Annotated in this window: 20 protein-coding genes; 10 read left to right on the top strand and 10 right to left on the bottom strand. The window is 70.6% G+C overall.

Annotated features, from left to right (window positions below):
- Window position 1: 1 nt before the first annotated feature.
- The gene (locus ABEA43_RS10410) at window positions 2–772 is read left to right on the top strand and encodes an SWIM zinc finger family protein (protein ID WP_345560630.1); all 771 of its coding nucleotides are present in this window, start codon (window positions 2–4) and stop codon (window positions 770–772) included.
- A gap of 96 nt (window positions 773–868) precedes the next feature.
- Window positions 869–1,291: a hypothetical protein gene (locus tag ABEA43_RS10405; RefSeq protein ID WP_345560629.1), complete on the top strand. Its 423-nt coding sequence runs from the start codon at window positions 869–871 to the stop codon at window positions 1,289–1,291.
- An 88-nt stretch (window positions 1,292–1,379) separates the two neighbouring features.
- Here ABEA43_RS10405 and ABEA43_RS10400 read toward each other — a convergent pair whose 3' ends face one another.
- From ABEA43_RS10400 to ctaD, 8 genes are all read right to left on the bottom strand, one after another.
- Entirely contained in the window at window positions 1,380–2,318 is a 939-nt protein-coding gene (locus tag ABEA43_RS10400) for a diacylglycerol/lipid kinase family protein (protein WP_345560628.1), read from the bottom strand.
- A 109-nt stretch (window positions 2,319–2,427) separates the two neighbouring features.
- Window positions 2,428–5,169 carry an immune inhibitor A domain-containing protein gene (locus ABEA43_RS10395; protein ID WP_345560626.1) on the bottom strand — a complete coding sequence of 914 codons (2,742 nt, stop codon included), beginning with the start codon at window positions 5,167–5,169 and terminating at the stop codon, window positions 2,428–2,430.
- A 122-nt stretch (window positions 5,170–5,291) separates the two neighbouring features.
- Window positions 5,292–5,633, bottom strand: a complete 342-nt coding sequence (gene frdD, locus ABEA43_RS10390) for a fumarate reductase subunit FrdD (RefSeq protein WP_345560624.1) — start codon at window positions 5,631–5,633, stop codon at window positions 5,292–5,294.
- Window positions 5,630–6,013, bottom strand: a complete 384-nt coding sequence (locus ABEA43_RS10385) for a hypothetical protein (RefSeq protein WP_345560623.1) — start codon at window positions 6,011–6,013, stop codon at window positions 5,630–5,632. Before ABEA43_RS10385 ends, frdD begins: the two co-directional genes overlap by 4 nt.
- Window positions 6,014–6,087: 74 nt before the next feature.
- The gene (gene sdhB / locus ABEA43_RS10380; RefSeq protein WP_345560622.1) at window positions 6,088–6,849 is read right to left on the bottom strand and encodes a succinate dehydrogenase iron-sulfur subunit; all 762 of its coding nucleotides are present in this window, start codon (window positions 6,847–6,849) and stop codon (window positions 6,088–6,090) included.
- Window positions 6,842–8,575 (bottom strand): fumarate reductase (quinol) flavoprotein subunit, encoded by a 1,734-nt coding sequence (frdA, locus tag ABEA43_RS10375; RefSeq protein WP_345560620.1) that lies wholly within the window; start codon window positions 8,573–8,575, stop codon window positions 6,842–6,844. The genes sdhB and frdA overlap by 8 nt, the downstream gene beginning before the upstream one ends.
- A 4-nt stretch (window positions 8,576–8,579) precedes the next feature.
- Complete coding sequence (locus ABEA43_RS10370; RefSeq protein ID WP_345560618.1) at window positions 8,580–8,813, bottom strand: hypothetical protein; 234 nt, start codon at window positions 8,811–8,813, stop codon at window positions 8,580–8,582.
- A gap of 33 nt (window positions 8,814–8,846) precedes the next feature.
- On the bottom strand, window positions 8,847–10,562 hold the full coding sequence (gene ctaD / locus ABEA43_RS10365) for an aa3-type cytochrome oxidase subunit I (RefSeq protein WP_345560616.1): 1,716 nt from the start codon (window positions 10,560–10,562) through the stop codon (window positions 8,847–8,849).
- 280 nt (window positions 10,563–10,842) lie between these two features.
- On the opposite strand from ctaD, the gene ABEA43_RS10360 reads away from it, so the two are divergent.
- Window positions 10,843–12,048, top strand: a complete 1,206-nt coding sequence (locus ABEA43_RS10360) for an aspartate aminotransferase type Ic (protein WP_345560614.1) — start codon at window positions 10,843–10,845, stop codon at window positions 12,046–12,048.
- Window positions 12,049–12,069: 21 nt separating this feature from the next.
- Here the strand turns inward: ABEA43_RS10360 and ABEA43_RS10355 are convergent, their stop codons facing one another.
- Complete coding sequence (locus tag ABEA43_RS10355; protein ID WP_345560612.1) at window positions 12,070–12,480, bottom strand: hypothetical protein; 411 nt, start codon at window positions 12,478–12,480, stop codon at window positions 12,070–12,072.
- A 238-nt stretch (window positions 12,481–12,718) separates the two neighbouring features.
- Here ABEA43_RS10355 and ABEA43_RS10350 point away from each other — a divergent pair, with 238 nt between their 5' ends.
- The 7 genes from ABEA43_RS10350 to ABEA43_RS10320 all read left to right on the top strand — a co-directional run bounded on the left by ABEA43_RS10350 (window position 12,719) and on the right by ABEA43_RS10320 (window position 23,287).
- Window positions 12,719–14,080 carry an FAD-binding oxidoreductase gene (locus ABEA43_RS10350; protein WP_345560611.1) on the top strand — a complete coding sequence of 454 codons (1,362 nt, stop codon included), beginning with the start codon at window positions 12,719–12,721 and terminating at the stop codon, window positions 14,078–14,080.
- 203 nt (window positions 14,081–14,283) lie between these two features.
- Window positions 14,284–16,593, top strand: coding sequence for a protein kinase domain-containing protein (locus ABEA43_RS10345; protein ID WP_345560610.1), 2,310 nt, complete (start codon window positions 14,284–14,286; stop codon window positions 16,591–16,593).
- A gap of 92 nt (window positions 16,594–16,685) precedes the next feature.
- Window positions 16,686–17,321, top strand: coding sequence for a TetR/AcrR family transcriptional regulator (locus ABEA43_RS10340; RefSeq protein ID WP_345560608.1), 636 nt, complete (start codon window positions 16,686–16,688; stop codon window positions 17,319–17,321).
- Window positions 17,322–17,374: 53 nt separating this feature from the next.
- Window positions 17,375–18,907, top strand: a complete 1,533-nt coding sequence (locus ABEA43_RS10335; protein ID WP_345560806.1) for an acyl-CoA carboxylase subunit beta — start codon at window positions 17,375–17,377, stop codon at window positions 18,905–18,907.
- A complete protein-coding gene (locus tag ABEA43_RS10330) occupies window positions 18,904–20,775 on the top strand; it encodes an ATP-binding protein (RefSeq protein ID WP_345560606.1) in 1,872 nt (623 codons plus the stop codon). Before ABEA43_RS10335 ends, ABEA43_RS10330 begins: the two co-directional genes overlap by 4 nt.
- Window positions 20,772–21,533, top strand: coding sequence for an enoyl-CoA hydratase-related protein (locus ABEA43_RS10325; protein ID WP_345560604.1), 762 nt, complete (start codon window positions 20,772–20,774; stop codon window positions 21,531–21,533). The genes ABEA43_RS10330 and ABEA43_RS10325 overlap by 4 nt, the downstream gene beginning before the upstream one ends.
- Complete coding sequence (locus ABEA43_RS10320; RefSeq protein WP_345560804.1) at window positions 21,530–23,287, top strand: acyclic terpene utilization AtuA family protein; 1,758 nt, start codon at window positions 21,530–21,532, stop codon at window positions 23,285–23,287. The genes ABEA43_RS10325 and ABEA43_RS10320 overlap by 4 nt, the downstream gene beginning before the upstream one ends.
- Here ABEA43_RS10320 and ABEA43_RS10315 read toward each other — a convergent pair.
- Window positions 23,243–24,268, bottom strand: a complete 1,026-nt coding sequence (locus ABEA43_RS10315) for an ROK family protein (RefSeq protein ID WP_345560602.1) — start codon at window positions 24,266–24,268, stop codon at window positions 23,243–23,245. The genes ABEA43_RS10320 and ABEA43_RS10315 overlap by 45 nt on opposite strands.
- Window positions 24,269–24,298: the final 30 nt, after the last annotated feature.

Below are 24,298 nucleotides of genomic sequence, written 5' to 3'. Positions count from 1 at the left end.
CATGCCCGGCTGGTACGACGGCAACGGGCCGATCAAGGTCGAGGGCGGTCTCAAGGCCCGTACGCAACGCGGCAGCATCGGCTCGACCTGGTGGTCCAGGCGGTTCATCGACATACTCGAGCGCGTCTGCGACAAGGGCCGCCTCTCCCGGGGCCGCGCGTACGCCCGCCAGGGCCAGGTCCTGTCGATCGACCTGTCCCCCGGCGAGGTCAAGGCGGCCGTGCAGGGCTCGCGCCGAGAGCCGTACCAGGTCGGGATCAGGATCGAGGCGTACGACGAGGGCCGCTGGGCCACCGTCGAGGACGCGATCGCCGCGCAGGCCGTCTACCGGGCCAAGCTGCTGGCGGGCGAGATGCCGACGGAGATCGAGGAGCTGTTCGCCGCGCTCGGCATCGACCTGTTCCCGCGCGACCTGGACATGGACTGCTCCTGCCCCGACTGGGGCTTCCCGTGCAAGCACCTGTCGGCCGTGCTCTACCTGCTGGCCGAGTCGTTCGACGACGACCCCTTCCTGGTGCTGGCCTGGCGCGGGCGGACCAGGGAGCAGCTGCTGGGGTCGCTGGCCGGCACCCCGGAGGAGGACCCGCTGCGGGTGGACGACGTACCGTTCGCCGACCGGCTGGCCGACTTCTACGCCCCCGGCGCGACGGCCCACCGGCCGGAGCGCCGTCACACGGCCGTCGCCCCCGACCTGCTCCTGCGCGTCTTCCCGCCGCCCGGCGACCTGGCACGCGCGCTCGGCCCGGCCTACAGGGGGCTGGCGGACGTGTGACGCACGCCCCCTCCGCACTTTCCCTGCCCGGTGACGATCCGCACAAGCTCGATTACGTTGAGTACTGACGGACATCATCGGAGCAAGGGCGGCAGCATGGGATTCTCCTGGGCGAGCGCGGGGACGGCACTCGCGGCGGCGGCGGCAACGACCTCGGCGCTCACCGGCTCCGCGCAGGCACGCGCCGACGCCTTCCCGTGCGGGGCCCCGTTCGAGGTGACCATCGGCCAGGACGTGCACACCGTGCAGAGGTGCCCCGACTGGCACGACAGCGGGCGGATCGAGGTCTACGCGGACACCAGCGTGGACTCGGGTGTCGTCGGCGAGATCGCGGTCGCCGGCGACCACTGGTACGAGTGCGGCCGGCAGGGCGACGCGCTCTACCTCAGCGGCGGCGACGTCGGCAACGACTGGTGGGCCAGGACCATGGCGGATACCGGCAGATGGGGCTACGTGAGCCAGCTCTACTTCAAGGGTGGCGGCAACTTCGAGCCGGACACCGGCCTCAGACGCTGCTGACAGACCCCGGCCTCAGACGCTGCTGACAGACCCCGGCCTCAGACGCTGCTGACAGACCCCGGCCTCAGGCGCTGCTGACCCGGGGTGCTCAGCGGTCCTCGAACTCGGCCGGGACCATCACGCGCACCCCGTTCGGCACCACGCGGAGCCTGATCGGGGTGCGGAGACGCACCTCGCCGTCCACGTCGGCGGCCATCGGCGGGTCGGTCTCCAGCAGCATCTCCCGCCCCATCACGAACGGCCCGCCCGCCAGGCTGCGCCACCGGCCGGTGGTCGCCCTGATCAGGGTCTCGCCGAGCAGGCGCAGCTTCTTGCCCGAGCCGAGCTGGTAGGCCACCAGCATGCCGTTGTCGATGCTGATGTCCTTGGCCACCTGCCAGCCGCCGTGGAAGCGCCCGTTGGCGATGTTGAGCTGGTGGGTGAGCAGCTCGTGGCGCTGTCCCTCGACCGTGATGTACGCACGGAACGGCGTGTGCCCCGGCAGGATCGTCAGCGCCGTCAGCGGGTAGGCGGGCCGGCCCACGATGCGCTTGAGCCACGGCTTGACCTTGCCCGCCACCTCGACGGACACGCCGAAGCTGGCCAGGTTCGCGAACGGCCGGTCGTCGGCCATGCCGAGGTCGATGTCGGCCACCTTGCCGGTGCTGAACACCCTGATCGCCCCCGCCAGGTCGAGCGGCAGGCCCAGGCTGCGGGCGAAGTTGTTGGTGGTGCCGAGCGGGAGCACCCCGAGCGCGACGTCGCGGTGGGCGACGTGCCGCACGGCGGAGGAGAGCGTGCCGTCGCCGCCGCCCACGATGAGCAGATCGGGGTCGGTGGCCAGGGCCGTGTCGAGCAGGTCGCGCAGCCGCTTGGGGTTGTAGACCGACAGCTCGGCGAGCGGCTCGAACCCGAGGTTGTGGATCTGCTCGATCACCTCGAAATAGTGGCGTCGGCCGCGGCGCGAGCGAGTGTTCACCACTACTGCCACCCGGCGATTTGCCCGGATCGCCGCTGTGTGCTCGTCTTTGGTGCGCAGTTCGCTCATGGTCATCAATCGTAGGTGCAGAAGCCATGACCCACGGCCGACCTGAAGAACCCGACCGGCCGTGAACGCGTGGCCGCCGGGGGTGTCCCCGGCGGCCACGCGGATCGCTTTACTTCTTGGGCGGAACGACCTGGACGATGGCGCCCAGGTTGCCCGGGAGCGGGCTCACCAGCTTGAACTGCACGCCCAGCGCCTTGCCCTCGTCACCGGGGTTGCCGGTGCCGAGCACCGAGCCGGCGGCCACCTGGCCGTACAGCTCCGTGGCGGGGGTGCCGTCCTGGTGCACCACGCGGGCGCTGTAGACCTGGTCGCCCTTCGACGGCACGACCGCCGAGGCGTCGAAGTCACGGTAGTAGAGCCCACCGTTGATCACTTCGAGGCCCGGGTACCAGGTCTTGGCGTCGGTGAAGGCCGGCACGCCCTTCTGCGCGGGCAGGTCCGTGCAGTACTCGCTGAACGGCTCGTCCGCCGCCTCCAGACATTCCTTGAACGGGTACGTCTTGCCGAACCCGAACGCGGCGTTGGAGGACTGGACGCGGCCCTGCAGGTTCTTGTTGAGCTGCGGGTCCTTCTCGGCCGCCGTGCCGGTGCGGCGCAGCGGGTCGTAGTGGGAGTCCACGACCAGCAGGCTGCCCTTGGAGCCGAGGCTCGGCGGAAGCCTGAGGTTGCTGGCCAGGTTGTTGTTCACGAACGTCGAGTCGCGGTACCAGACCAGCAGGCCAGGCGCGTTGTACTTCAGCTTCTGCACCTTCCACGCCCCGTCGCGGGAGTAGTCGGTGTCGTAGGTGTACTGCAGACCCTTGTCGAAGCCGTCGAAGTTCCGCCACTCCGCCAGGTAGAAGCGGGAGATCTCGCGCTCGCCGTTGTTGATGGTCCAGCCGGTGCCGCTCGTGTTCGTGAACGTGCCGCCGGTGGCCTTCCACCCGTTCTCGCCGCCCTCGACGTCGTCGCTCCACACGGCGGTCGTGCCGTTGGTGAGCTGGAAGTCGTCGGCGTGCCAGCCGCGCGGCTGGAAGGCCGCGTCGGTGTTGTACGTCAGCCGCAGCTTGATCGTCTGCCCGGCGTACGGGGTCAGGTTGACGTAGTCGTGCCGCCAGCCGCCGGTCTCGCCGGTGAGGCCGTACTTCTTGTTGCCGAACGTCTTGAGGTTCTTGTTCGGGTCCGGGTAGCCGTCAGGCGTGGTGACCTCGGTGCCCGCCTCGTCGTAGACCTTCTGCTGGGTCCAGGTCGTGCCGCCGTCGGTCGAGATCTCGACGAAGCCGAAGTCCCAGTCCTGCTCGATCTCGTAGTTGTTCCACATCCAGAACTTCAGGTCGCTCCCGGCGGGAACGGGCACGTCGCGGTTGATCGTGACGTTCGCCCAGTCCTGGTCCAGGCCGGTCCACCAGGCGTTCGAGCCGCTGTGCGGGTCGATCATCTTCAGCGGCGTGGAGGCCAGGTTCACCCGGATGCCGTCCTGGGTGAGCTTGGGCGTGCGCGAGGACTGCCCGACCGTGACGAGCTTGGAGGCGTCGCCCGGGTTGAACGTCTTCGGGTTCGCCCAGCCGAGCACCCACTTGTCCCACAGACCCATGTGGGTCGGCATGGACTGGAAGATCGGGCCCGAGTGGGAGCCGCTGGACATCAGATCCCAGAAGTCCACGGCGGAGCTGGCCTGGCCCGAGGTGTCGTACAGGTCGGGCAGGCCCAGGTCGTGGCCGTACTCGTGGGCGAAGACGCCGACGCCCGAGTCCTCGGGCTGCACGATGTAGTTCGAGATCTTCTTGTCGGTGCCGGGGACCTGGTAGCCGCCCGCGACCGCGCTGGAGTGCGCCCAGATGGCGTAGGTGCCCTCGGCGCCGCCGTCGGAGGACTTGTCCTTGCCGGCGTGCACCAGGACCAGGTGGTCCACGACGCCGTCGGGCTCGTTGTGGTTGCCGTCGCCGTCGGCGTCCGAGATGTCCTCAAGGTCGTAGTCGGCCCACGGGAAGTCCGGCTGGGCCTGGGCCAGGGAGTTCACCGTGTCGATGGCGAGCTGCTGGGCGCCGAGCTCGTTGCCCGGGTGGCCGGTCATGTCCTGGGGCGCGCCGCCGCAGGCCGCGGCGCCGTAGTACGCCTCGGAGTGCGGGACCTTGATCCAGCCGACCGCCGACCCGGTGACGGAATAGGCGCCCTTGGACATCTCCTCGTACATCTTCTTCATCGTGGAGCCGGAGATGTCGATGCCCTTTTTACCGTCGCGCGGGTCCTTCAGGTCGGTCCGCACGCGCTCGGTGATGCCCTTGTCGGTGTAGAGCATCTTGTTGAAGTGGTCGGTGCTGAAGTCCTTGACCCAGAAGGAGTTGTTGTCCTTGTGCGGCAGCGAGGCCGGGTCCGGGATGCTGTTGTGCAGCGGGCCGTTCTTGAGCGTGCCCGGGGGCTCCACCACGCAGTCGTCCGGGTCGCTGTTCACCGTGCGCAGGCGGTTGTACCCGGAGAAGTCGTCGTTGGCCTGCTCGTTGAACTCGACGAGGACCGTCAGGAGCTTGGCCGTACGGGTCTGCTTGGAGTTCTTGAAAATCCATTCGGCGGGGTTGCGGCCGGTCCTGATGGCCTCGTCCTCGCGGGCGGCGAGAATGCGGCCGGCCGCCGGGTTTCCGCTGGTGAACTTCCTGTCGAACTTCTGCGCGGGAGTCAGTGAGCGCTGCTGCTGGTCGTTGACCGCGGGCTCTTTGGGGTCCTTGTCGACCCGGGGCGGAGCGTAGTTGATGTAGTAGTCCGAGGCACCGGGCTCGTAATCAGCGGCGGACGCTTGAGCGGTGGGCACGGACAGGGCGGCCCCGAGGAGGGCTACCGCCGGGAGCGTTGCTAACAGGCGCTTTCTGCTGGGCACCAGGAACCCTCTCTGCCCGGGATCGCCGGGCGCATGGCCATAGGGTGTTGCAATGCCGGACGTTAGAGGGTGACTAAACGAATCGTAAAGTGCGTTGTCGAAATGTGATCAAACCACGACATTTAGAACAGCAGAAGTCCGGCGACGACGCCACCCGCCACCGCGCCTCCGTAGCAGAGCACCGCGATCACCAGGTCGAACCTGGCGATGCCGAGCAGCTCCTCGCTGGTGAACCGGATCCGGTGCGCCGCATGGAAGAGGCACAGTACGACGGCCCCGAGCAGCGCGAGGCGTACGAGCACGTTGCCCGCCAGCGCCTGCAGGTGCCCGGCCGCGGGCCAGTCGATCAGGCCCAGCGGCATGAGCACCCCGAACAACAGCACGAACACCGGCAGCACGAACGCCGCCACCACTCCCCCGCCGCTGAACAACAGCCACAGGTACGGCTCCACGGTCCGTTTCATGGCGACCTCAGGATGAAGTAGGCGATGAGTGCGGAGACCAGGACCCAGGCCGAGTGGTTGCCGCCCTGGATCATCCAGGCGGGCACCCGCCAGCCGTCCAGCCGGACCACGGTGGCCTTGGGCGCGAGGTTGAGGAAGGTGATCGCGTGGAAGCAGGTGGCGGCCAGCGCCAGCACGTTGAGGGCGATCATCCACGGCCGGGCGGCCAGCGCGGCGAACTCCGGCAGGGTGCCGTCGGCCAGCGCGTCGATGAGCATCAGCAGGAAGACGATCGACCAGGCCACGAAGACGCTGGTCAGCTCGCGCAGCACGAAGAGGGTGTAGCTGCGGGTGCGGGCGAACCAGAACGCGTCGCGGCGCGGCCGGTAGCCGGTCGTCATCGCTCGCCCCACGGAAGGGTCGTCATCGCTCGCTCCACAGCAGGCTCGTCATCGCTCGCTCCACGGCAGGATCGTCATCGCTTGCTCCACGGCAGGATCGAGCGGAGCGCGGCGGTCAGTTTGTAGCGCTGGATGGCCTCGGCCGGATCCACGTGCTTGGGGCAGACCCGCGTGCACTCGCCGACGAACGTGCACCCCCACACGGCCTCGTCCAGGTTGAGCACGTCGAACCGGTCGCCCATGTCCCTGGAGTCCAGGTTGTAGCGCTGGGCCAGGGCGATGGCGGCCGGGCCGAGGAAGTCGGGATCGAGCACGTAGACCGGGCAGGCCGAGTAGCACAGCAGGCAGTTGATGCACATGCTGTACTGCTTGTACGCCTCCAGCTGCTCGGGCGTCTGCGCGTACTCGGTGGTCAGCGGCAGCTCCTCACCCTCCCTGATGAGCCAGGGCCGCACGGACGACAGCTTGGCCAGGAAGTCGTCGATGTCCACGACCAGGTCCCTGATCACCGGGAAGCCCTTGAGCGGCTCGATCCTGACCGGGCCCTCGCCGTACTCGGTGAGGAAGGTGCCGCAGGTCAGCCTGGGCTCGCCGTTGACGTTCATGCCGCACGAGCCGCACACGCCCATCCGGCACGACCAGCGGTAGGACAGGCTGCCGTCGAGCTGGTCCTTGACGTAGTTGAGCCCGTCGAGCACCGCCCAGTCGGCCATCAGCGGCACGTCGTAGCCCTGGAACACCGGCTCGGCGTCCTCGCCCGGACGGTAGCGCGCGACCTCCAGCCGGATCGTCCGCGTGCCCGCCTCCTGCCGTACCTCCTGCGTGGTGTCAGTCACGGCCGTAAACCCTTTCTCCCGGGGGCCAGCGGGTGATCGTCACGGGCAGCAGGCCGACGGACGGCGTGCCGTCCGGTGCGCGGTGCACGAGCGAGTGCGCGAGGTAGGCGTCGTCGTCCCTGGCGGTGAAGTCGGTGCGCTGGTGCGCGCCGCGCGACTCCTGCCTGTTCAGCGCGCAGGCCACGATGGTCTGCGCGACGTCCAGCATGGTGTGCAGCTCCTGCAGGTTGATCAGCTCGGTGTTGAACGCGGTGCTCACGTCTTCGACGCGTACGTCCTCCGCGCGCTCGCGCAGGTCCGCCAGCGTGTCGACGGCCTTGGCCAGCACGTCGCCCGTGCGGTAGATGCCGGCCGCGCCTTCGAGCGTGTGCTGCATCAGCTCCCGCAGGTCGGCGACGCGCTCGCCGGTCCTTTTGCCCTCGCGCGCGCGTTCCAGGCGGCGCCGCTCGTCCTCCCCCTGGGTGCGTACGGCGGCCGCCTCGCCGCCCTTGTGCGACCTGGCGAAGTCGGCGGCGGCCAGGCCCGCCCGGCGGCCGAAGACGAGGATCTCCGGCAGCGAGTTCGAGCCGAGCCGGTTGGCGCCGTTGATGCTCACGCAGGCGGTCTCGCCGGCCGCGTACAGCCCGGCGATGGGCGTGGCGCCCTCGATGTCGGTGTGGACGCCGCCCATCATGTAGTGCACGACCGGGCGTACCGGGATGAGGTCGGTGGCCGGGTCGAGGTTCTGGTAGCTCTTGCACAGCTCGCGCACGAACGGGATGCGGGCGTCGATCTTCCGCTCGCCCAGGTGGCGCAGGTCCAGGTAGACGACGGGACCGTACGGGGTGTCGACCGTGCGGCCCTCGTGCTGCTCGTGCACGAACGCCTGGGAGAGCCGGTCGCGCGGGCCCAGCTCCATGCTGCGCAGCTTCGGCGTCGGCGTGGGCGTGCCGAGGTCGTAGTCCTGGAGGTAGCGGTAGCCGTCCTTGTTGATCAGCCAGCCGCCCTCCGCCCTGGCCGCCTCGGTGATGAGGATGCCGGTGAACGGCAGGCCCGTCGGGTGGTACTGGACGAACTCCATGTCCTTGAGCGGCGCGCCCGCCCGGTAGGCCAGGGCCATGCCGTCGCCGGTCTTGATGGCGGCGTTCGTGGTGAAGGGGAAGACCCGGCCGCAGCCGCCGGTGGCCAGGATGACGGTCTTGGCGGCGATGGTCTCGATGCGGCCGGTTCTGATCTCGACGGCCACGACGCCGTGGACGCGGCCGTCGTCGACGACGAGCTTGGTGACGTACCACTCGTCGTACCTGATGATGTCCTGATATTTCAGGGTGGTTTGGAAGAGCGTGTGCAGCAGGTGGAACCCGGTCTTGTCGGCGGCGTACCAGGTGCGCATCTTCTTCATGCCGCCGAACGGGCGCACCGCGACGCGGCCGTCGCTCTCCCGGCTCCACGGGCAGCCCCAGTGTTCGAGCTGGATCAGCTCCTCGGGCGCCTCGGCCACGAACGCCTCGACCGCGTCCTGGTCGCAGAGCCAGTCACCGCCCGAGATCGTGTCGTAGCAGTGCTCGTCGAGCGTGTCGCCGATGCCGATCACGGCGGCGGCGCCGCCTTCGGCGGAGACGGTGTGGCTGCGCATCGGGTAGACCTTCGACACGACGGCCACGTTCAGCCCGGGGTCCCGCTCGGCGACCGCGATGGCCGCCCGCAGGCCCGCTCCGCCTCCTCCGACGATGAGCACATCGATCATTGAGTCACTTCCCGTGGTCGGGTTGTATCGGGTCCTTCACCCGCTTGCCGTCGTGGCGGATGGCGGAGAGGTGGATGCTGCCGTCGTGGTACTCGTGGCGGATCCGGCGGCAGCCGCAGTCGAAGAGCTGGTCACGGATCACCAGGCCGTAGCCGTCGTCGTCGAGCAGGCGCTCACCGCCGGACTTCTTCCCGCAGGGGGCCGTCTCGGGGGTGAAGGGGATTTTCGTCCCTGTCATCGCCGATCTCCCTAGATAGGCGAAACCTCATGATCAATCGGGCGTTTCCTTGCCGGGCGCGACCTCGGCGGCCTCGTCCGGCGGTGCGGCGGTCTCGCCCGGCTCGACCTCGGGGGTCGTCTCCTTCGGGTAGTGCAGGTCGAAGGCGGGCCGCTCGGAGCGGATCGGGGGCATGCTGGTGAAGTTGTGGCGCGGCGGCGGGCAGGAGGTGGCCCATTCCAGCGAGTTGCCGTAGCCCCACGGGTCGTCGAGCGTGACCTTGGGCGCGCGCCTGGCCGTCTTGTACACGTTGTAGAGGAACGGCAGCGTCGAGGCGCCGAGCAGGAACGCCCCGACGGAGGAGATCTCGTTCAGCGTCGTGAAGCCGTCACCGGCGCCATAGTCGGCGTACCGCCTGGGCATGCCGATCTGCCCCAGCCAGTGCTGCACCAGGAACGTGACGTGGAAGCCGACGAACAGCGTCCAGAAGTGCACCTTGCCCAGGCGGTCGTCCAGCAGCCGGCCGGTCATCTTCGGCCACCAGAAGTAGAAGCCGGAGAACATGGCGAACACCACGGTGCCGAAGACGACGTAGTGGAAGTGGGCGACGACGAAATAGGTGTCGCTGATGTGGAAGTCCAGCGGCGGCGAGGCCAGGATGACCCCGGTGAGCCCGCCGAGCAGGAACGTGACCAGGAACCCCACCGCGAACAGCATCGGCGTCTCGAAGCTCAGATGGCCCCGCCACATCGTGCCGATCCAGTTGAAGAACTTCACCCCGGTGGGCACCGCGATGAGGAACGTCATGAACGAGAAGAACGGCAGCAGCACCTGACCGGTCGGGAACATGTGGTGCGCCCACACGGTCATCGACAGCCCGGCGATGGTGATGGTCGCGCCGACCAGCCCCATGTAGCCGAACAGCGGCTTGCGGCTGAACACCGGGATCACCTCGGAGATGATCCCGAAGAACGGCAACGCGATGATGTAGACCTCGGGATGGCCGAAGAACCAGAACAGGTGCTGCCAGAGCAGCGGGCCTCCGTTCTCGCTGAGGAAGACCTGCGTGCCCAGCTTGCGGTCCGACTCCAGCACGAGCAGCGCCGCGGCCAGCACGGGGAACGCCATCAGCACGAGCATGCTGGTCAGCAGCACGTTCCAGGTGAAGAGCGGCATGCGGAACATCGTCATGCCCGGGGCGCGCATGCCGATGATCGTGGTGATGAAGTTGACGGCGCCGAGGATCGTGCCGAGCCCGGACAGCGCCAGTCCCATGATCCACAGATCGCCGCCCACCTGCGGCGAGTGGAGCGAGGACGACAGCGGCGTGTAGGCGAACCAGCCGAAGTCGGCCGGGCCCCCGGGCGTGAAGAAGCCCGCCACCACCATCAGCCCGCCGAACAGGAACAGCCAGTACGCCACCGCGTTCAGCCGCGGGAAGGCGACGTCCGGCGCGCCGATCTGCAGCGGCATGACCACGTTGGCGAACCCGGCGAACAGCGGGGTCGCGAACAGCAGCAGCATCACCGTGCCGTGGATGGTGAAGAGCTGGTTGTACTGCTGCTGGCTGACGATCTGCATGCCGGGCGCGGCGAGCTCGGCCCTGATGAACATGGCCATCACGCCCGCGACGAGGAAGAACCCGAAGGACGTGATCAGGTAGAGGTAGCCGATGACCTTGTGGTCGGTCGTCGACAGCCACGAGGCGATCACGGTCCCGGTGCGACGGCGCCTGATCCGCTCGATCGAGGTCTCGCGAACAGTCGTCACGGCTGCTCCCTCCGTGCGGAGTGTCGGTGCAGAACCCGCTGCCTGCGATGGCCCGCAGGACGAGGCCACCGTGCCTGCCCCGATCTACCCATTCCACGCCAACGATCGCCGCTCGGGAAGGTGTTCTTTAACATTGGTCACCGAGACCTTTGAGATGCGTGCGACCGCCGTGGGCCGCCGATGATCCTCCGCCGCCTCACCACCCCCGTGAGCCCCGGCGTTCCCGGGCTGGTCGCGCGTCTTCTATCCTTCGTAACCGGACCGATTCGGAGGAGATCCCGTGACCGCTCAGAGTGACTACGCCGCCCTCGTCCAGCAAGGGCTCTCGCTCGACCTCACCAGGGGCAAGCCGTCACCGCGTCAGCTCGACCTCTCCGACGCCCTGTTCCGGCTGCCCACGTCCTACCGGGCGGCCGACGGCACCGACGGCCGCAACTACGGCAACCTGCAGGGCCTGGCCGAGCTGCGCGAGCTGTTCGCGCCGCTGATCCAGGTGCCCGCCGGGCAGATCGTCGTGGGCGGCAACGCCAGCCTGGCCCTGATGCACGACACGATCGTGCACGCGCTGCTGACGCCGATGCCGGGCGCCGCACGCCGGTGGGTGGAGGAGCCGGAGATCACGTTCCTGTGCCCGGTTCCCGGCTATGACCGGCATTTCACCATCTGCGAGCGGTTCGGGATCAAGATGGTCCCCGTCCCGATGAACGCCGACGGCCCCGACATGGACGTCGTCGAGCGCCTGGTCGCCGAGGACGCGAGCGTCAAGGGCATCTGGTGCGTGCCGAAGTACAGCAACCCGTCCGGCATCGTCTACAGCGACGAGACGGTACGCAGGCTCGCCGCCATGCCGGCCGCCGCCCCCGACTTCCGGATCTTCTGGGACAACGCGTACGCGGTGCACCACCTCACCGACACCCCGGCCGAGCTGGCCGACCTGCTGGCGCTGAGCGCCGCGCAGGGCGACGCCGACCGCGTGTTCGTCTACGCCTCCACCTCGAAGGTGACACTGGCCGGCAGCGGGGTGTCCTTCTTCGGCTCCTCGCCGGCGAACGTCGAGTGGTTCCTGCGCAACACCGCGAAGCAGTCGATCGGCCCCGACAAGATCAACCAGCTCCGCCACGTGGAGTTCCTGCGCGACGGCGCGGGCGTGGCGGCGCACATGCGGCGGCACGCCGAGCTGATCGGGCCGAAGTTCGAGCTGGTGGACAAGGTGCTGACCGAGCAGCTCGGCGGCCTGGCCACCTGGACGAGCCCCAAGGGCGGCTACTTCATCAGCCTCGACGTGCCGCACGCCGCCGAGGTGGTGGCCAAGGCCAAGGCCGCCGGCATCGCGCTGACGCCCGCGGGCGCCACCCACCCCTACGGCGACGACCCCGCCGACCGCACGATCAGGATCGCGCCGACCTACCCCGAGCTGGCCGAGCTGGAGCAGGCCATCAACGGCCTGGCCGTCTGCGTCCGCCTGGTGGCGGAGGAGCACGCCTGACCCGGCGGCTTCGCGAGCGGGCTAGCGCTGGCCGCCGGCCCTGAAGCCGAAGATGTACTCGCGCGTCTCGCTCGGATGGAACGAGACGCCGACCTCCGGCTCGAACACCACGTTGTCGCGGGCGCAGTAGTAGAGGCCCTCCCAGACGGTCAGGGCCTTCTCCCTGGCCGGGGCCTCTACCGAGTCGCGCTTGCGTGCGCCGTACGAGCCGAGCACGTTCAGCAGCCCGAAACCCCAGAAAAGGCCCGTCAGGCAGAACGGGGCGAGCAGCACCTCGCCCCACTCCGGGTCCTGGCCCATGGCGATCACCAGCGACACGACCAGGTGCGTCAGAGCCGCCGCGAGCAGCAGGATGTAGCCGTTGTTCCGGGCCCACGGCGTGTAGTGGCGGCTGGGGAATGACAGCCAGACCGCGAGCTGCGTACGGCTCATGACATGCTTCGAAGCGCCCAGCGTCGCGGCCGTAGGCAGGTCGGCGATCTGCCGATCGCCGGGTAACCTGACCCGCCCGATCTTGTACGTCGTTCCCGCCGCGACAGCTCCAGGGACCGCGACAACCTGGTCAGCCTCCGTACACACCGGGCACCCGACTTTCACCCGGGCAGTCTGGCCTTAAGGCACGGCCTGCGCAAACCGTAACGTAGTCGGTAATGCACCTAAGGTGCATGGTGTGAGACCGATTGCTGCCTTGGTGAACTCCTTGTCCGAAGCTCGCGTACTGACCGACCCGGACGTGATCGACTCCTATGCCCGCGACCGGACGTTCGTGGAGCCCGGCAAACCGCTTGGTGTGGTGCTCGCCGCCTCCCGCGACGACGTGGTGACGACCCTGCGGTGGGCCACCGAGCACCGGGTGCCCGTGGTGCCGCGCGGCGCGGGCACCGGCCTGGCCGGCGGCGCGATCGCCGGTGACGGCTCGATCGTCCTGTCGCTGGCCAGGATGACCGCGATCAAGGAGCTGTCCCCTGTCGACGAGATCGCCGTCGTCGAGCCCGGCGTCATCACCGCCGACCTGGACAGGGCCGCCAGGGAGCACGGGCTGATGTACGCGCCGGACCCCTCGTCGTACGAGATCTCCACGATCGGCGGGAACCTGGCGACGAACGCGGGCGGGCTGCGCTGCGTCAAGTACGGCGTCACCAGGGACTCGGCGCTCGGGCTCGAGGTCGTGCTGGCCGACGGCCGGATCATGAACACCGGGCGGCGCACCATGAAGGGCGTCACGGGCTACGACCTGACCGGGCTCTTCGTCGGCTCGGAGGGCACGCTCGGCGTGATCACCTCGGCCACGGTCCGGCTGCGGCGCGCGCCGGTCGCGCCGCCCGCGACGTTCGCGGCCGAGTTCGGCTCGCTGCGGGAGGCGGGCGCGGCCGTGACGGCCATCATGGCCGCGGGCTGCCAGCCGTCGCTCATGGAGCTGCTGGACCGTGCCACGCTGGAGGCCATCGACGACTGGCGCAACATCGGCCTGGAGGCGGGGACGATGGCCATGCTGATCGGCCAGTCCGACGCGACCGACGCCCAGGCCATGGCCGAGCGCATGGAGCGACTCTGCATGGAGAACGGCGCCTCGTTCGTGGCCGTGTCCTCCAGCCCGCAGGAGACCGAGGAGCTGATCGGGCTGCGCAGGCTGGCCTACCAGGCCAAGGAGCGCCAAGGGGCGTGCCTGGTCGAGGACGTGTGCGTGCCGCGTTCCGTGCTGCCCGAGATGATCACGCACATCGAGGCGGCGGCGGTCAGGCACGGCGTGCGGATCGCCACGGTGGCGCACGCCGGCGACGGCAACCTGCATCCGGTCTTCATCTTCGACCACGGCACCGTGGAGCCTCCGCCGGAGGTGTGGGCGGCGGCCGACGAGGTGTTCACGCGCGCGCTGGAGCTCGGGGGCACGCTCACCGGCGAGCACGGGGTGGGGCTGCTGAAGCAGCGCTGGCTGGCCCTGGAGTCGGGGCCGGTGGCCACGGAGGTCCAGCGCGGCATCAAGGCGGTCTTCGACCCCCTGGGCCTGCTGAACCCCGGCAAGGCGATCTGACCACGGCTGACCTGAGTCAGGCTCATATCGACTCGATCACGCTTGACCAAGCCGTGACCTTGGCCGTTGACATGCACACGACCTGCGACGAGAGGCTGACATTCTCCGTCAAAACATGAAACTTCTGACAGGTCCGGCAGACTTGACAAGGGTCACGCTGGTAGCGTTTTGCCACATCTATTGGGTTGTAATGGGGGTCTGACGTGAATCAGTTCCAGCCGCTGGCGGCGGACGATCCGCGGCGGCTGGGGGCGTATGACATCGTCGCCCGGCTCGGCGAGGGCGGTCAGGGAGTCGTTTACCTCGGTAAGGGTGACGACGGGGAGCAGGCGGCGGTCAAGCTGCTGCACCACGCCCTGGTGGCCGACGCCGACGCGCGGACGAGGTTCCTGCGCGAGGTCGCGGTGGCTCAGCGTGTGGCCCGGTTCTGCACCGCTCCAGTGCTGGCCGCCGATCTTGACGGAAGCCGGCCGTACATCGTCAGCGAGTTCGTCCCTGGACCCTCGCTCCGCGAAATGGTCATCAACGAGGGACCGCGGCGGGGCGCGGCGCTCGAACGGCTGGCGATCAGCACGGCCACCGCGCTCGCGGCCATCCACCGCGCCGGGATCCTGCACAGGGACTTCAAGCCCGCCAACGTGCTGATGGGCCCCGAGGGTCCCGTGGTGATCGACTTCGGCATCGCCCGCGCGCTGGACTCCCCCGGCGCGACGGCCACAGGGATGGCCATGGGGACGCCGTCGTACCTGGCGCCCGAGCAGCTCAGCGGGGCCGCGGTGTCGGAGGCGGCCGACGTGTTCGCCTGGGGCGTCACGATGGTGTTCGCCGCGACGGGCAAGCCCGCGTTCGGCGCCGACTCCATCCCCGTGGTGATGAACCGGATCCTCAACGAGGAGCCGCAGCTCGGCGGGATGGACGGCGTGCTGGCCGAGCTGGTGGCCGCCTGTCTGTCGAAGGACCCGACGCAGCGGCCCAGCGCGGACGAGATCATCATCCGCCTCACGGGCCAGCCGGCTCCGAAGGCGGCCATCGAGCCCGTGACGGGCCAGCAGGCCGCCGCGCCGCAGCCGGGTCAGGCCGGTGGCCGTTCTGGCCCGGTCCGTCCCACCGCGCCGGACGAGGACTCCTATCCCGGCCCGTGGATGCAGCCCACCGGGCCGCACGCGGTCGGCGGCGCGCTCCAGACCGGCCCGCAGCCGGTGGCGCCCCCGCAGACCGGCCCTTACGGCCGCCCGGCCGCCGCTGCCAGCAGCCCCGCCGCCGCTCCCGGGCTCGCGCAGAACGGCCCTTCGGCCGCGCCGAGCGGGCAGCCCGGAGGCCACGGCCCTCAGGCGGGGATGCCGGGCGGCGGTCCGCAGGCCGGGATGCCCGGCGGACAGCCCGGCGCGCCACTCAACGGCCCCCAGCCCGGTGGGCCGCACGGTCCTCATGGCGGGCCCCAGGCCGGTGGACCTCAGGGCGTTGGCCCACAGGGTCCCCACGCTGGTGGGCCGCAGGGTCCTCAAGGCGTTGGGCCGCAGGGTCCTCAGGCCGGGCACCTGGCCGCGGCGGGAATGCCGCCGCACGGCGCTGGGATGCCTCCAGGCGGCCCGTACCAGGGCGCGGCACCCCAAGGCGGGCCCCACGGCAGGCAGAGCGGCCCCGGAGGTCCTGGGCGGCCGGGTGACGGCGCGCCGGCCAAGCAGCGCCGCACCCTCACCCTGGCCCTGTCGGGAGCCGCCGCCGCGGCCCTGCTGGTGGTCGTCGGCGCCGTCGTGGTGCAGGCGAACAGCAAGGAAGTCCCGGTCGTGGCCGTCGGCAACGCCTCGCAGAACACCCAGGGCGACGGCTCGGCAGCCGAGCCGCCGACCGGCGACCAGACCCCGCTCCCGCCCCTCCCGACGGGCAGCACGGTCCCCGTCCCGACCTTGGACGTGGAGACGCCCGGCGAGACCAAGCAGCCGAAGCGGCCCACCAAGGAGCCGATCGCCCAGGTCCCGAACGTGGCCACGGACGCCCCCAGGCCCCAGACCACGACGAATCGGCCTGAGCCGACGCCGACCAAGACCAAAAAGAAGTCGACCCTCGTCGAGCCCGACCTCGGGGGTACCGAGAGCGCGCCACCCACCACCCCCGCGACCGAGGTCCCGGCCACGACCAGGCCAGTTCCCAAGACCACCACCAAGCCCCCGGTCAAGCCGCCGTACAAGAACACGTACACGCCGACCGCGGTCTGTGGTTCGGGTTACAAGGTCATCGACCGCCACGTGCTGGACAGCAAGGCCACCGTTTTCCTGCTGTACAACGCGACCGCGAAGAAGAACTGCGTGGTGACCTTGTCGAACCTGGTCTATCCGAGCAAGGTTCAGATGAACGCGGTCCTCCAGGTCAAGGGCGGCTCCAGCGCATCCAACCCCGGCAAGTTCACCGCATACGCCGGTCCGGTCCGCCTGTCGGCCTACAAGAAGTGCGTGATCTGGGGCGGCACGTTCGGCTCCGTGGCCTGGAAGTCCGGCTGGAGCCACTGCACCTGAGATACCGCTGACACGCGAGGAGAGCCGGCGCCCGGAATTCGGGCGCCGGCTCTTCTGTGACCGGAGCCCTTCGGTCGGCTACCGTAGTTGACGTGATCGTCAAGTCTCCGGTTCCGACCGCCAAGGGCAGGCGGACGCGGGCCGCGCTGCTGCAGGCCGGGCGCGAGGCGTTCGAGGAGCACGGTTACGACGCCGCGCGGATCGACGACGTCTGCCGTCGCGCTCAGGTCTCCCACGGCACCTTCTACACCTACTTCGGGTCCAAGGAGGCGCTGTTCGGCGAGGTGGCCGAGGCGGTGGTCGGCGAGATGTTCGCGGCGAGCGTCGTGGGCTCGGCGGCCTCCGGCGACCCGTACGCGCGCATCGAGGCCGCCAACCGCCTCTATCTGCGGGCCTGGGCGGGAAACTCCCGCCTGGTGCGGATGCTGGAGCAGGCGGCGACCGCCGACGACCGGTTCGGGCGGCTGCTGCTGGAGCTGCGCGAGGTGTTCGTGCGGCGCGGCGCGGAAGGGCTGGCGCGGCTGCAGGCCCAGGGGCTGGCCGACCCGGAGCTTGATCCCCGGCTCACGGCGATCATGCTGGGCGGGATGGTGGAGCAGTTCGCCCACGTCTGGCTGGATCTCGGCGAGCAGGCCGGCGAGCAGGCGGCCGTCGATCACCTGACCCGGTTGTGGGCTCGGGCCATCGGATTGACGGTGGCGTCAACTTCGGCTCAGGAGGGCGTGTGATCAGGAGCAGGCTCGATCCAGGGGGCGCCGACTACCGGCAGCGCCGCGAAGCCATGCTGGCCAAGCTGCGCGACCTCGACGCCGAGCACGCCAAGGCGGTGGGCGGCGGCGGTCAGAAGTACGTCGAGCGGCATCGCGGGCGCGGCAAGCTGCTCGCGAGAGAGCGCGTCGAGCTGCTGGTCGATCCCGACTCCCCCTTCCTGGAGCTGTCGCCGCTGGCGGCGTGGGGCAGCGAGTTCCCCGTCGGGGCGAGCATGGTCGCCGGCATCGGCGTGATCGAGGGCGTCGAATGCGTGATCACGGCGAACGACCCCACGGTCCGCGGCGGCGCCTCCAACCCGTGGACCTTGCGCAAATCCCTCCGCGCGGCCGACATCGCCCTGCGGAACCGGCTCCCGTACGTGAACCTGGTCGAGAGCGGCGGCGCGGACCTGCCGACGCAGAAGGAGATCTTCATCCCGGGCGGCCGGATCTTCCGCGACCTGACCAGGCTGTCGGCGGCGGGCATCCCGACCGTCGCGCTCGTGTTCGGCAACTCCACGGCGGGCGGCGCGTACGTGCCCGGGATGAGCGACTACGTGGTGATGGTGCGCGAACGAGCGAAAGTGTTCCTGGGCGGGCCGCCGCTGGTCAAGATGGCGACCGGCGAGGAGTCCGACGACGAGTCGCTGGGCGGCGCCGAGATGCACGCCAGGGTCAGCGGGCTCGCCGACTACCTGGCCCAGGACGAGCACGACGCGCTGCGCGTCGGGCGGCAGATCGTCCGCTCGCTCGACTGGCACAAGCAGGGCGTGCGCCCCGGGCCCGCGGCCGAGCCGGGCTATCCGGTGGAGGAGCTGCTCGGGATCGTGCCCGAGGACCTGAAGGTGCCGTTCGACCCGCGTGAGGTGATCGCGCGGGTGGTGGACGGGAGCGAGTTCGAGGAGTTCAAGCCGGTCTACGGGCCCTCGCTGGTGACGGGGTGGGCGCGGATCCACGGCTATCCGGTCGGGGTGCTGGCGAACGCGCAGGGCGTGCTGTTCAGCGCCGAGTCGCAGAAGGCCACCCAGTTCATCCAGCTCGCGAACCAGTCGCGCACCCCGCTCGTCTTCCTCCAGAACACGACCGGCTACATGGTCGGCAAGGACTACGAGCAGGCCGGCATCATCAAGCACGGGGCCATGATGATCAACGCGGTGTCCAACTCGACCGTCCCGCACCTGACCGTCGTCATGGGCGCCTCGTACGGCGCGGGCAACTACGGCATGTGCGGGCGGGCGTACGATCCCCGCTTCCTGTTCAGCTGGCCGAGCGCCAAGTCGGCGGTGATGGGGCCCGCGCAGCTCGCCGGGGTGCTGTCCATCGTGGGGCGGGCGTCGGCGCAGGCCAAGGGCCAGGTGTACGACGAGGAGGCCGACGCGGCGATGCGCGCGATGGTGGAGGCCCAGATCGAGGCCGAGTCGCTGCCGTTCTTCCTGTCGGGACGCCTCTACGACGACGGGGTCATCGACCCGCGCGACACGCGTACCGTGCTGGGCATGTGCCTGTCGGCGGTCAACAGCGCGCCGGTGCCCGAGCCGGCCGGGTTCGGGGTGTTCCGTCCATGATCACTCGACTGCTCGTCGCGAACCGGGGCGAGATCGCCCGCCGCGTCTTCCGCACCTGCCGGGCGCTCGGCATCTCCACGGCCGCCGTGTTCGCCGACCCCGACGCGGACGCGCCGCACGTGGCCGAGGCCGATCTCGCGGTACGGCTGCCCGGCGCCCGTCCGGCGGACACGTACCTGGACGTCGAGCGCATCCTGGCGGCGTGCCGGGCCTGCGGGGCGGACGCCGTACATCCTGGCTATGGGTTCCTGTCGGAGAACGCCGGCTTCGCGCGGGCCGTGGAGGCGGCCGGGCTGGTGTGGGTCGGGCCGCCGCCCGCCGCCATCGCCGCCATGGGGTCCAAGGTCGAGGCGAAGCGGCTCATGGCGGAGGCCGGGGTGCCCGTGCTGCCGTCGCTCGACGTGACGGCGCCGGGCGAGTTCCCGGTGCTGGTGAAGGCGTCCGCCGGCGGCGGCGGGCGCGGGATGCGCATCGTCCGCGAGGCCGCGGAGCTGGCCCGCGAGGTCGAGTCGGCGCGGCGTGAGTCGGAGTCGGCGTTCGGCGACGGGACCGTGTTCGTGGAGCCCCTGCTGGAGGCGGCCAGGCACGTGGAGGTCCAGGTGCTGGCCGACCGGCACGGGACGGTGTGGGCGCTGGGCGAGCGCGAGTGCAGCGTGCAGCGGCGGCACCAGAAGGTCGTGGAGGAGTGCCCCTCGCCGGGGATCTCCGCGGAGCTGCGGGCCCGTCTGTACGACGCCGCCGTCAGGGCCGCGCGGAAGATCGGCTACGTGGGGGCGGGGACGGTCGAGTTCCTGGTCAAGGGCGACCGGGTGGCGTTCCTGGAGATGAACACCCGGCTTCAGGTCGAGCACCCGGTCACCGAGCTGGTCTACGGGGTGAACCTCGTACGGCTGCAGATCGAGGTGGCGGAAGGGGCGGCCCTGCCGCCCGAGCCGCCCGCGCCCGCCGGGAATGCGGTGGAGGTGCGGCTCTATGCGGAGGACGGCGACTACCTGCCGCAGAGCGGGGTGCTGCGGCGGTTCGAGGTGACCGGCGAGGTACGCGTTGATTCGGGAGTGGAGTCCGGATCCGTGGTGTCCCCGTACTACGACGCCCTGCTGGCCAAGGTCGTCGCGCACGGCGCGTCGCGGCCGGAGGCGGTGCGGAAGCTGGTCGCCGCGCTGCGCCGGGCCAGGCTGCACGGCCTCACGACGAATCGTGATTTGCTGGTAAAAATCCTGACCGATCCGGCTTTCGTGGCCGGCGACACCCACACCGGCTTCCTGCCGCTTCGTCACCCAAGCCCAGGCTCCCCCGGGGAGGCGAGCGAGCTGCCGGCGCTGGCCGCCGCGCTGGCCCTGGCCGCCGCCAACCGCCGCCGGGCCCCGGTGCTGGGCGGCCTCCCGAGCGGCTGGCGCAACGTACGCTCCCAGCCCCGCCGCGCCCGCTTCGAGGAGGCCGACGTCGTCTACGACCCGCTGCCCGGCGGCGTGAGCGTGATCGGCGCGGACCCGGAGCACGTGGTGCTGGAGCGCGACGGCGTCCGGCACACCTTCGAGATCGCCCGCTACGAGGACGACGACAGGGTCTACGTCGACCACGCGGGCGGATGCGTGGAGCTGACCCCGATCCCCCGCCTCCCCGAGCCCGTCGAGCACGTCGCCCCCGGCTCCCTGCTGGCCCCCATGCCGGGTAGCGTGCTGCGGGTCGAGGTGGAGGCCGGCGACCGGGTGACCAAGGGCCAGCCGGTGCTGGTCCTGGAGGCGATGAAGATGGAGCATCGGATCGGCGCACCCGCCGACGGGGTGGTGTCCGGCGTACACGTCGAGAAGGGCCAGCAGGTCGACGCGGGCGCCGTGCTGGCGATCATCCAGGGGGGGGACCGATGACGAGCCTGGTGCACAAGGACCTGGCGGCGGGCGTCGCGACGATCACGCTCGACTCACCGCCCAACCGCAACGCCCTGTCCGTACGCCTGCTCGCCGAGCTGGCCGGGCACCTCGCCTGGGCGCTGGCCGAGCCGGCGGCCAGGGTGATCGTGCTGACCGCGACCGGCACGGTGTTCTCCTCCGGCGCCGACCTGAAGGAGCAGCGGGCGGCGGGCGCGCCGATCACCGGCGCGCTGCCGGACATCATGACGATGCTCTGGGAGAGCCCGAAGCCCGCCATCTGCCGGCTCAACGGCACCGCGCGGGCCGGCGGCCTGGGGCTGGTCGCCTCCTGCGACTTCGCGATCGCGCCGCTGACGGCCTCGTTCGCCTTCACGGAAGTACGGCTCGGCGTCGTGCCCGCCATGATCTCCGTCCCCGTGCTCAGGAGGCTCGACCCGAGGGCGGCGGCCGAATACTTCCTGACCGGCGAGGTGTTCGACGCCGCCAGGGCGGCCGAGATCGGACTGCTCTCCCGCGCCGTGCCGGAGGAGGAGCTGGACGCCACGGTCGCGCACTACGCCGGCATGCTGATGAAGGGCGGCCCGGAGGCCGTCGCGCTCACGAAGCAGCTGGTCAGAGAGGTGCCGCAGGTCTCGTTCGAGGAAGGGCTGCGGCGGATGACGGAGCTGTCCGCCCAGCGGTTCACCTCGGAGGAGGGCCAGGAGGGGATCGCGGCGTTCCGGGACAAGCGGCCGCCCGCGTGGACGACGAGATGACCCTGCGGATCGCGAACTGCAGCGGCTTCTACGGCGACCGCCTCTCGGCCGCCAGGGAGATGGTCGAGGGCGGGCCGATCGACGTGCTCACCGGCGACTGGCTGGCCGAGCTGACCATGCTGATCCTCGCGGGCAACCGGCTGAAGGGCCGCCCCGGTTACGCCCCGACGTTCCTGCGGCAGCTGGAGGACGTTCTCGGTCCCTGCCTGGACAAAGGCATCAAGATCGTGACGAACGCGGGCGGGCTCGACCCGGCGGGGTGCGCGCAGGCCGTACACGAGCTGGCCGGACGGCTGGGCCTGTCCCCCGCCGTCGCGCACGTGACCGGCGACGACCTCACCGGCAGGGCCCTTGACCTCGTCAACGCCGACACCGGCGAGCGGCTCGACGCGACGCCCCTGACCGCGAACGCCTATCTCGGCGCCCGCCCGATCGCCGCCGCGCTGTCGGCGGGCGCCGACGTGGTGGTGACCGGCCGCGTGACCGATGCCGCGCTGGTGACGGGTCCCGGCATCTGGCGGTACGGGTGGGGCCCCGAAGACCTCGACCCGCTGGCGGGCTCGGTGGTCGCGGGCCACGTCATCGAATGCGGCTGCCAGGCGACGGGCGGCAACTACGCGTTCTTCCAGGACGTACCGGATCTGGCGCACTGCGGCTTCCCCATCGCCGAGCTGCGCGCCGACGGATCCGCGGTGATCACCAAGCACCCCGGGACGGGCGGGCTGGTCTCGGTGGGGACGGTGACGGCGCAACTCGTGTACGAGCTGGGCGGCCCGCGCTACCTGGGCCCCGACGTGGTGGCCAGGTTCGACACGATCACGCTGGCGGACGACGGGCCGGACCGCGTCCTGGTCTCCGGGGTACGCGGGGAGCCGCCGCCCGGCACGCTCAAGGTCGCCGTGAACTACCTGGGCGGCTACCGGAACACGATGACCCTCGTGCTCACGGGCCTGGATATCGAGGCGAAGGCCCGGGTGGCGGAGGAGGCCGTCTGGGCGCGCATCCCCCGCGACGCCTTCGACTCCGTGGACGTCACGCTCACGGAGTCGGGCCTGCTGCGGATCACGGTCATGGACGCCGACCAGCGCACGGCCGGGCGGGCCTTCTCCTCCGCCGTGGTGGAGACGGGTCTGGCCAGCTACCCGGGCTTCTACGGCCTCACTCCGCCGGGCAACGCCTCGCCGTACGGCGTCTACTGGCCGGTCCTCGTCCCGGCCGCCGACGTACGGCCACAGGTCTTCCTGAACGGCAAGGAGCTCCCGCCCACCGAGCCCACCCCCACCCGCCCAGCCCCAGACGCACCCACAGCCCGACCGATCCTGGACACACTCGCCGCCCAGCCAACCCCGGACACACCCGACCGGTCTGTCGCGAGCACGAGCACGGGCACGCCTGTCGCGGGCACGTCCACCGACCGGCCGGCTGTGCGCGTGCCTCTGGGCCGGATCGCGGGGGCCCGGTCGGGTGACAAGGGCGGCAACGCCAACCTGGGCGTGTGGACCACCACGGCGGCCAGGTACGACTGGCTGGCGGCCCACCTGACCACCGCCACCCTCAAGGAGCTCCTCCCGGACCTGGCAGGCCACCGCATCGACCGCTACGAGCTGCCCAGCATCAAGGCACTCAACTTCGTCGTCCACGGTCTCCTGGGCAGGGGCGTGGCCGCGAGCCCTCGCCTGGACCCGCAGGCCAAGGCCCTGGGCGAGGAGCTACGGGCGCGGCTCGTGGACCTGCCCGCCGACCTGTACGACTGACCCGGCCGCCCGCCACCCCAGCAGCCCCGCCCCCATCAGCCCGGCCCGGACGCCGAGCGACGAGGCCAGCACCTCGGGAGGCCGCCGGAACGCCAGCCGCGCCGTCAGCCGCTCCCGCAGCGGGACGAGCAGCGCGTCCCCGGCCTGCGCGACCCCGCCCCCGATGACGATCCGCGCCGGATCCAGCAGCAGCGTGTACGTGGCCAGGGCGAGCGCGAGCGCCTCCACAGCCTCGCCCCACACCTCCGCCGCCCGCGCATCCCCCACCGCGCTCCCGCCCCCAACCCCGGTAACGGCCGCACTGTCCCCCACCCCTGTCGCCGTCCTGATGGTGGCCGCCCCGTCCCCCGCTGCGGATTCCGCCGCGACCTTCGCCGCGTGCCTCGTGGCCCGCCGGACGACCTCCTCGGCCGTGCCCGCTCCTCCGCGCGTCGCGATCGCCGAGCCGGACGCGTACGCCGCCAGGCAGCCCCGCTGGCCGCATCCGCAGGCGAGCCCGTCAGGCCAGACCGGGATGTGCCCGATCTGGCCCGCCCAGCCGCCCGCGCCCCCGTACAGGGATCCGGACAGCACGACCGCGCCCGCGATGCCCGTGCCGATAGGCAGGAACAGGACGTTCTCGCCACCCACTCCGTAGGCGAGCTCCGCCTCTCCCGCCGAGCGGACATCGTGCCCCAGCGCCACCGGCAGGTCCACGTCCGTGAACGCCGAAGCAGGCACGTCCCGCCAGCCGAACGCCGCAGAAAAGACCGCATGCGTGGACGTGACCAGCCCCGGCACCGCCAGCCCCACCGCGACGGGCCGCAGCTCGGCCACGGCCGCCTCAGCGCCCGGAGGCGTGTCAGTGCCCGGACCGGCCTCCACAGCCAGGCGGACCTCCGCACCCGGATCCGTCTCGGGCGTCGGGGATACACCGGGTGGGTGCCGGATGGTGCGGGTGCGGGCGAGGTCGGTGACGAAGGCGGAGATGGCGGCGATCACCCGGTCCGCCCCTTCGGCCCGAGGCGTGAC

It is taken from the genome of Nonomuraea rosea (assembly GCF_039539705.1).
Taxonomy (GTDB): Bacteria; Actinomycetota; Actinomycetes; order Streptosporangiales; family Streptosporangiaceae; genus Nonomuraea; species Nonomuraea rosea.
Note: the sequence above shows the minus strand (reverse complement) of the source record. Positions and strands in the feature narration are given on the sequence as shown.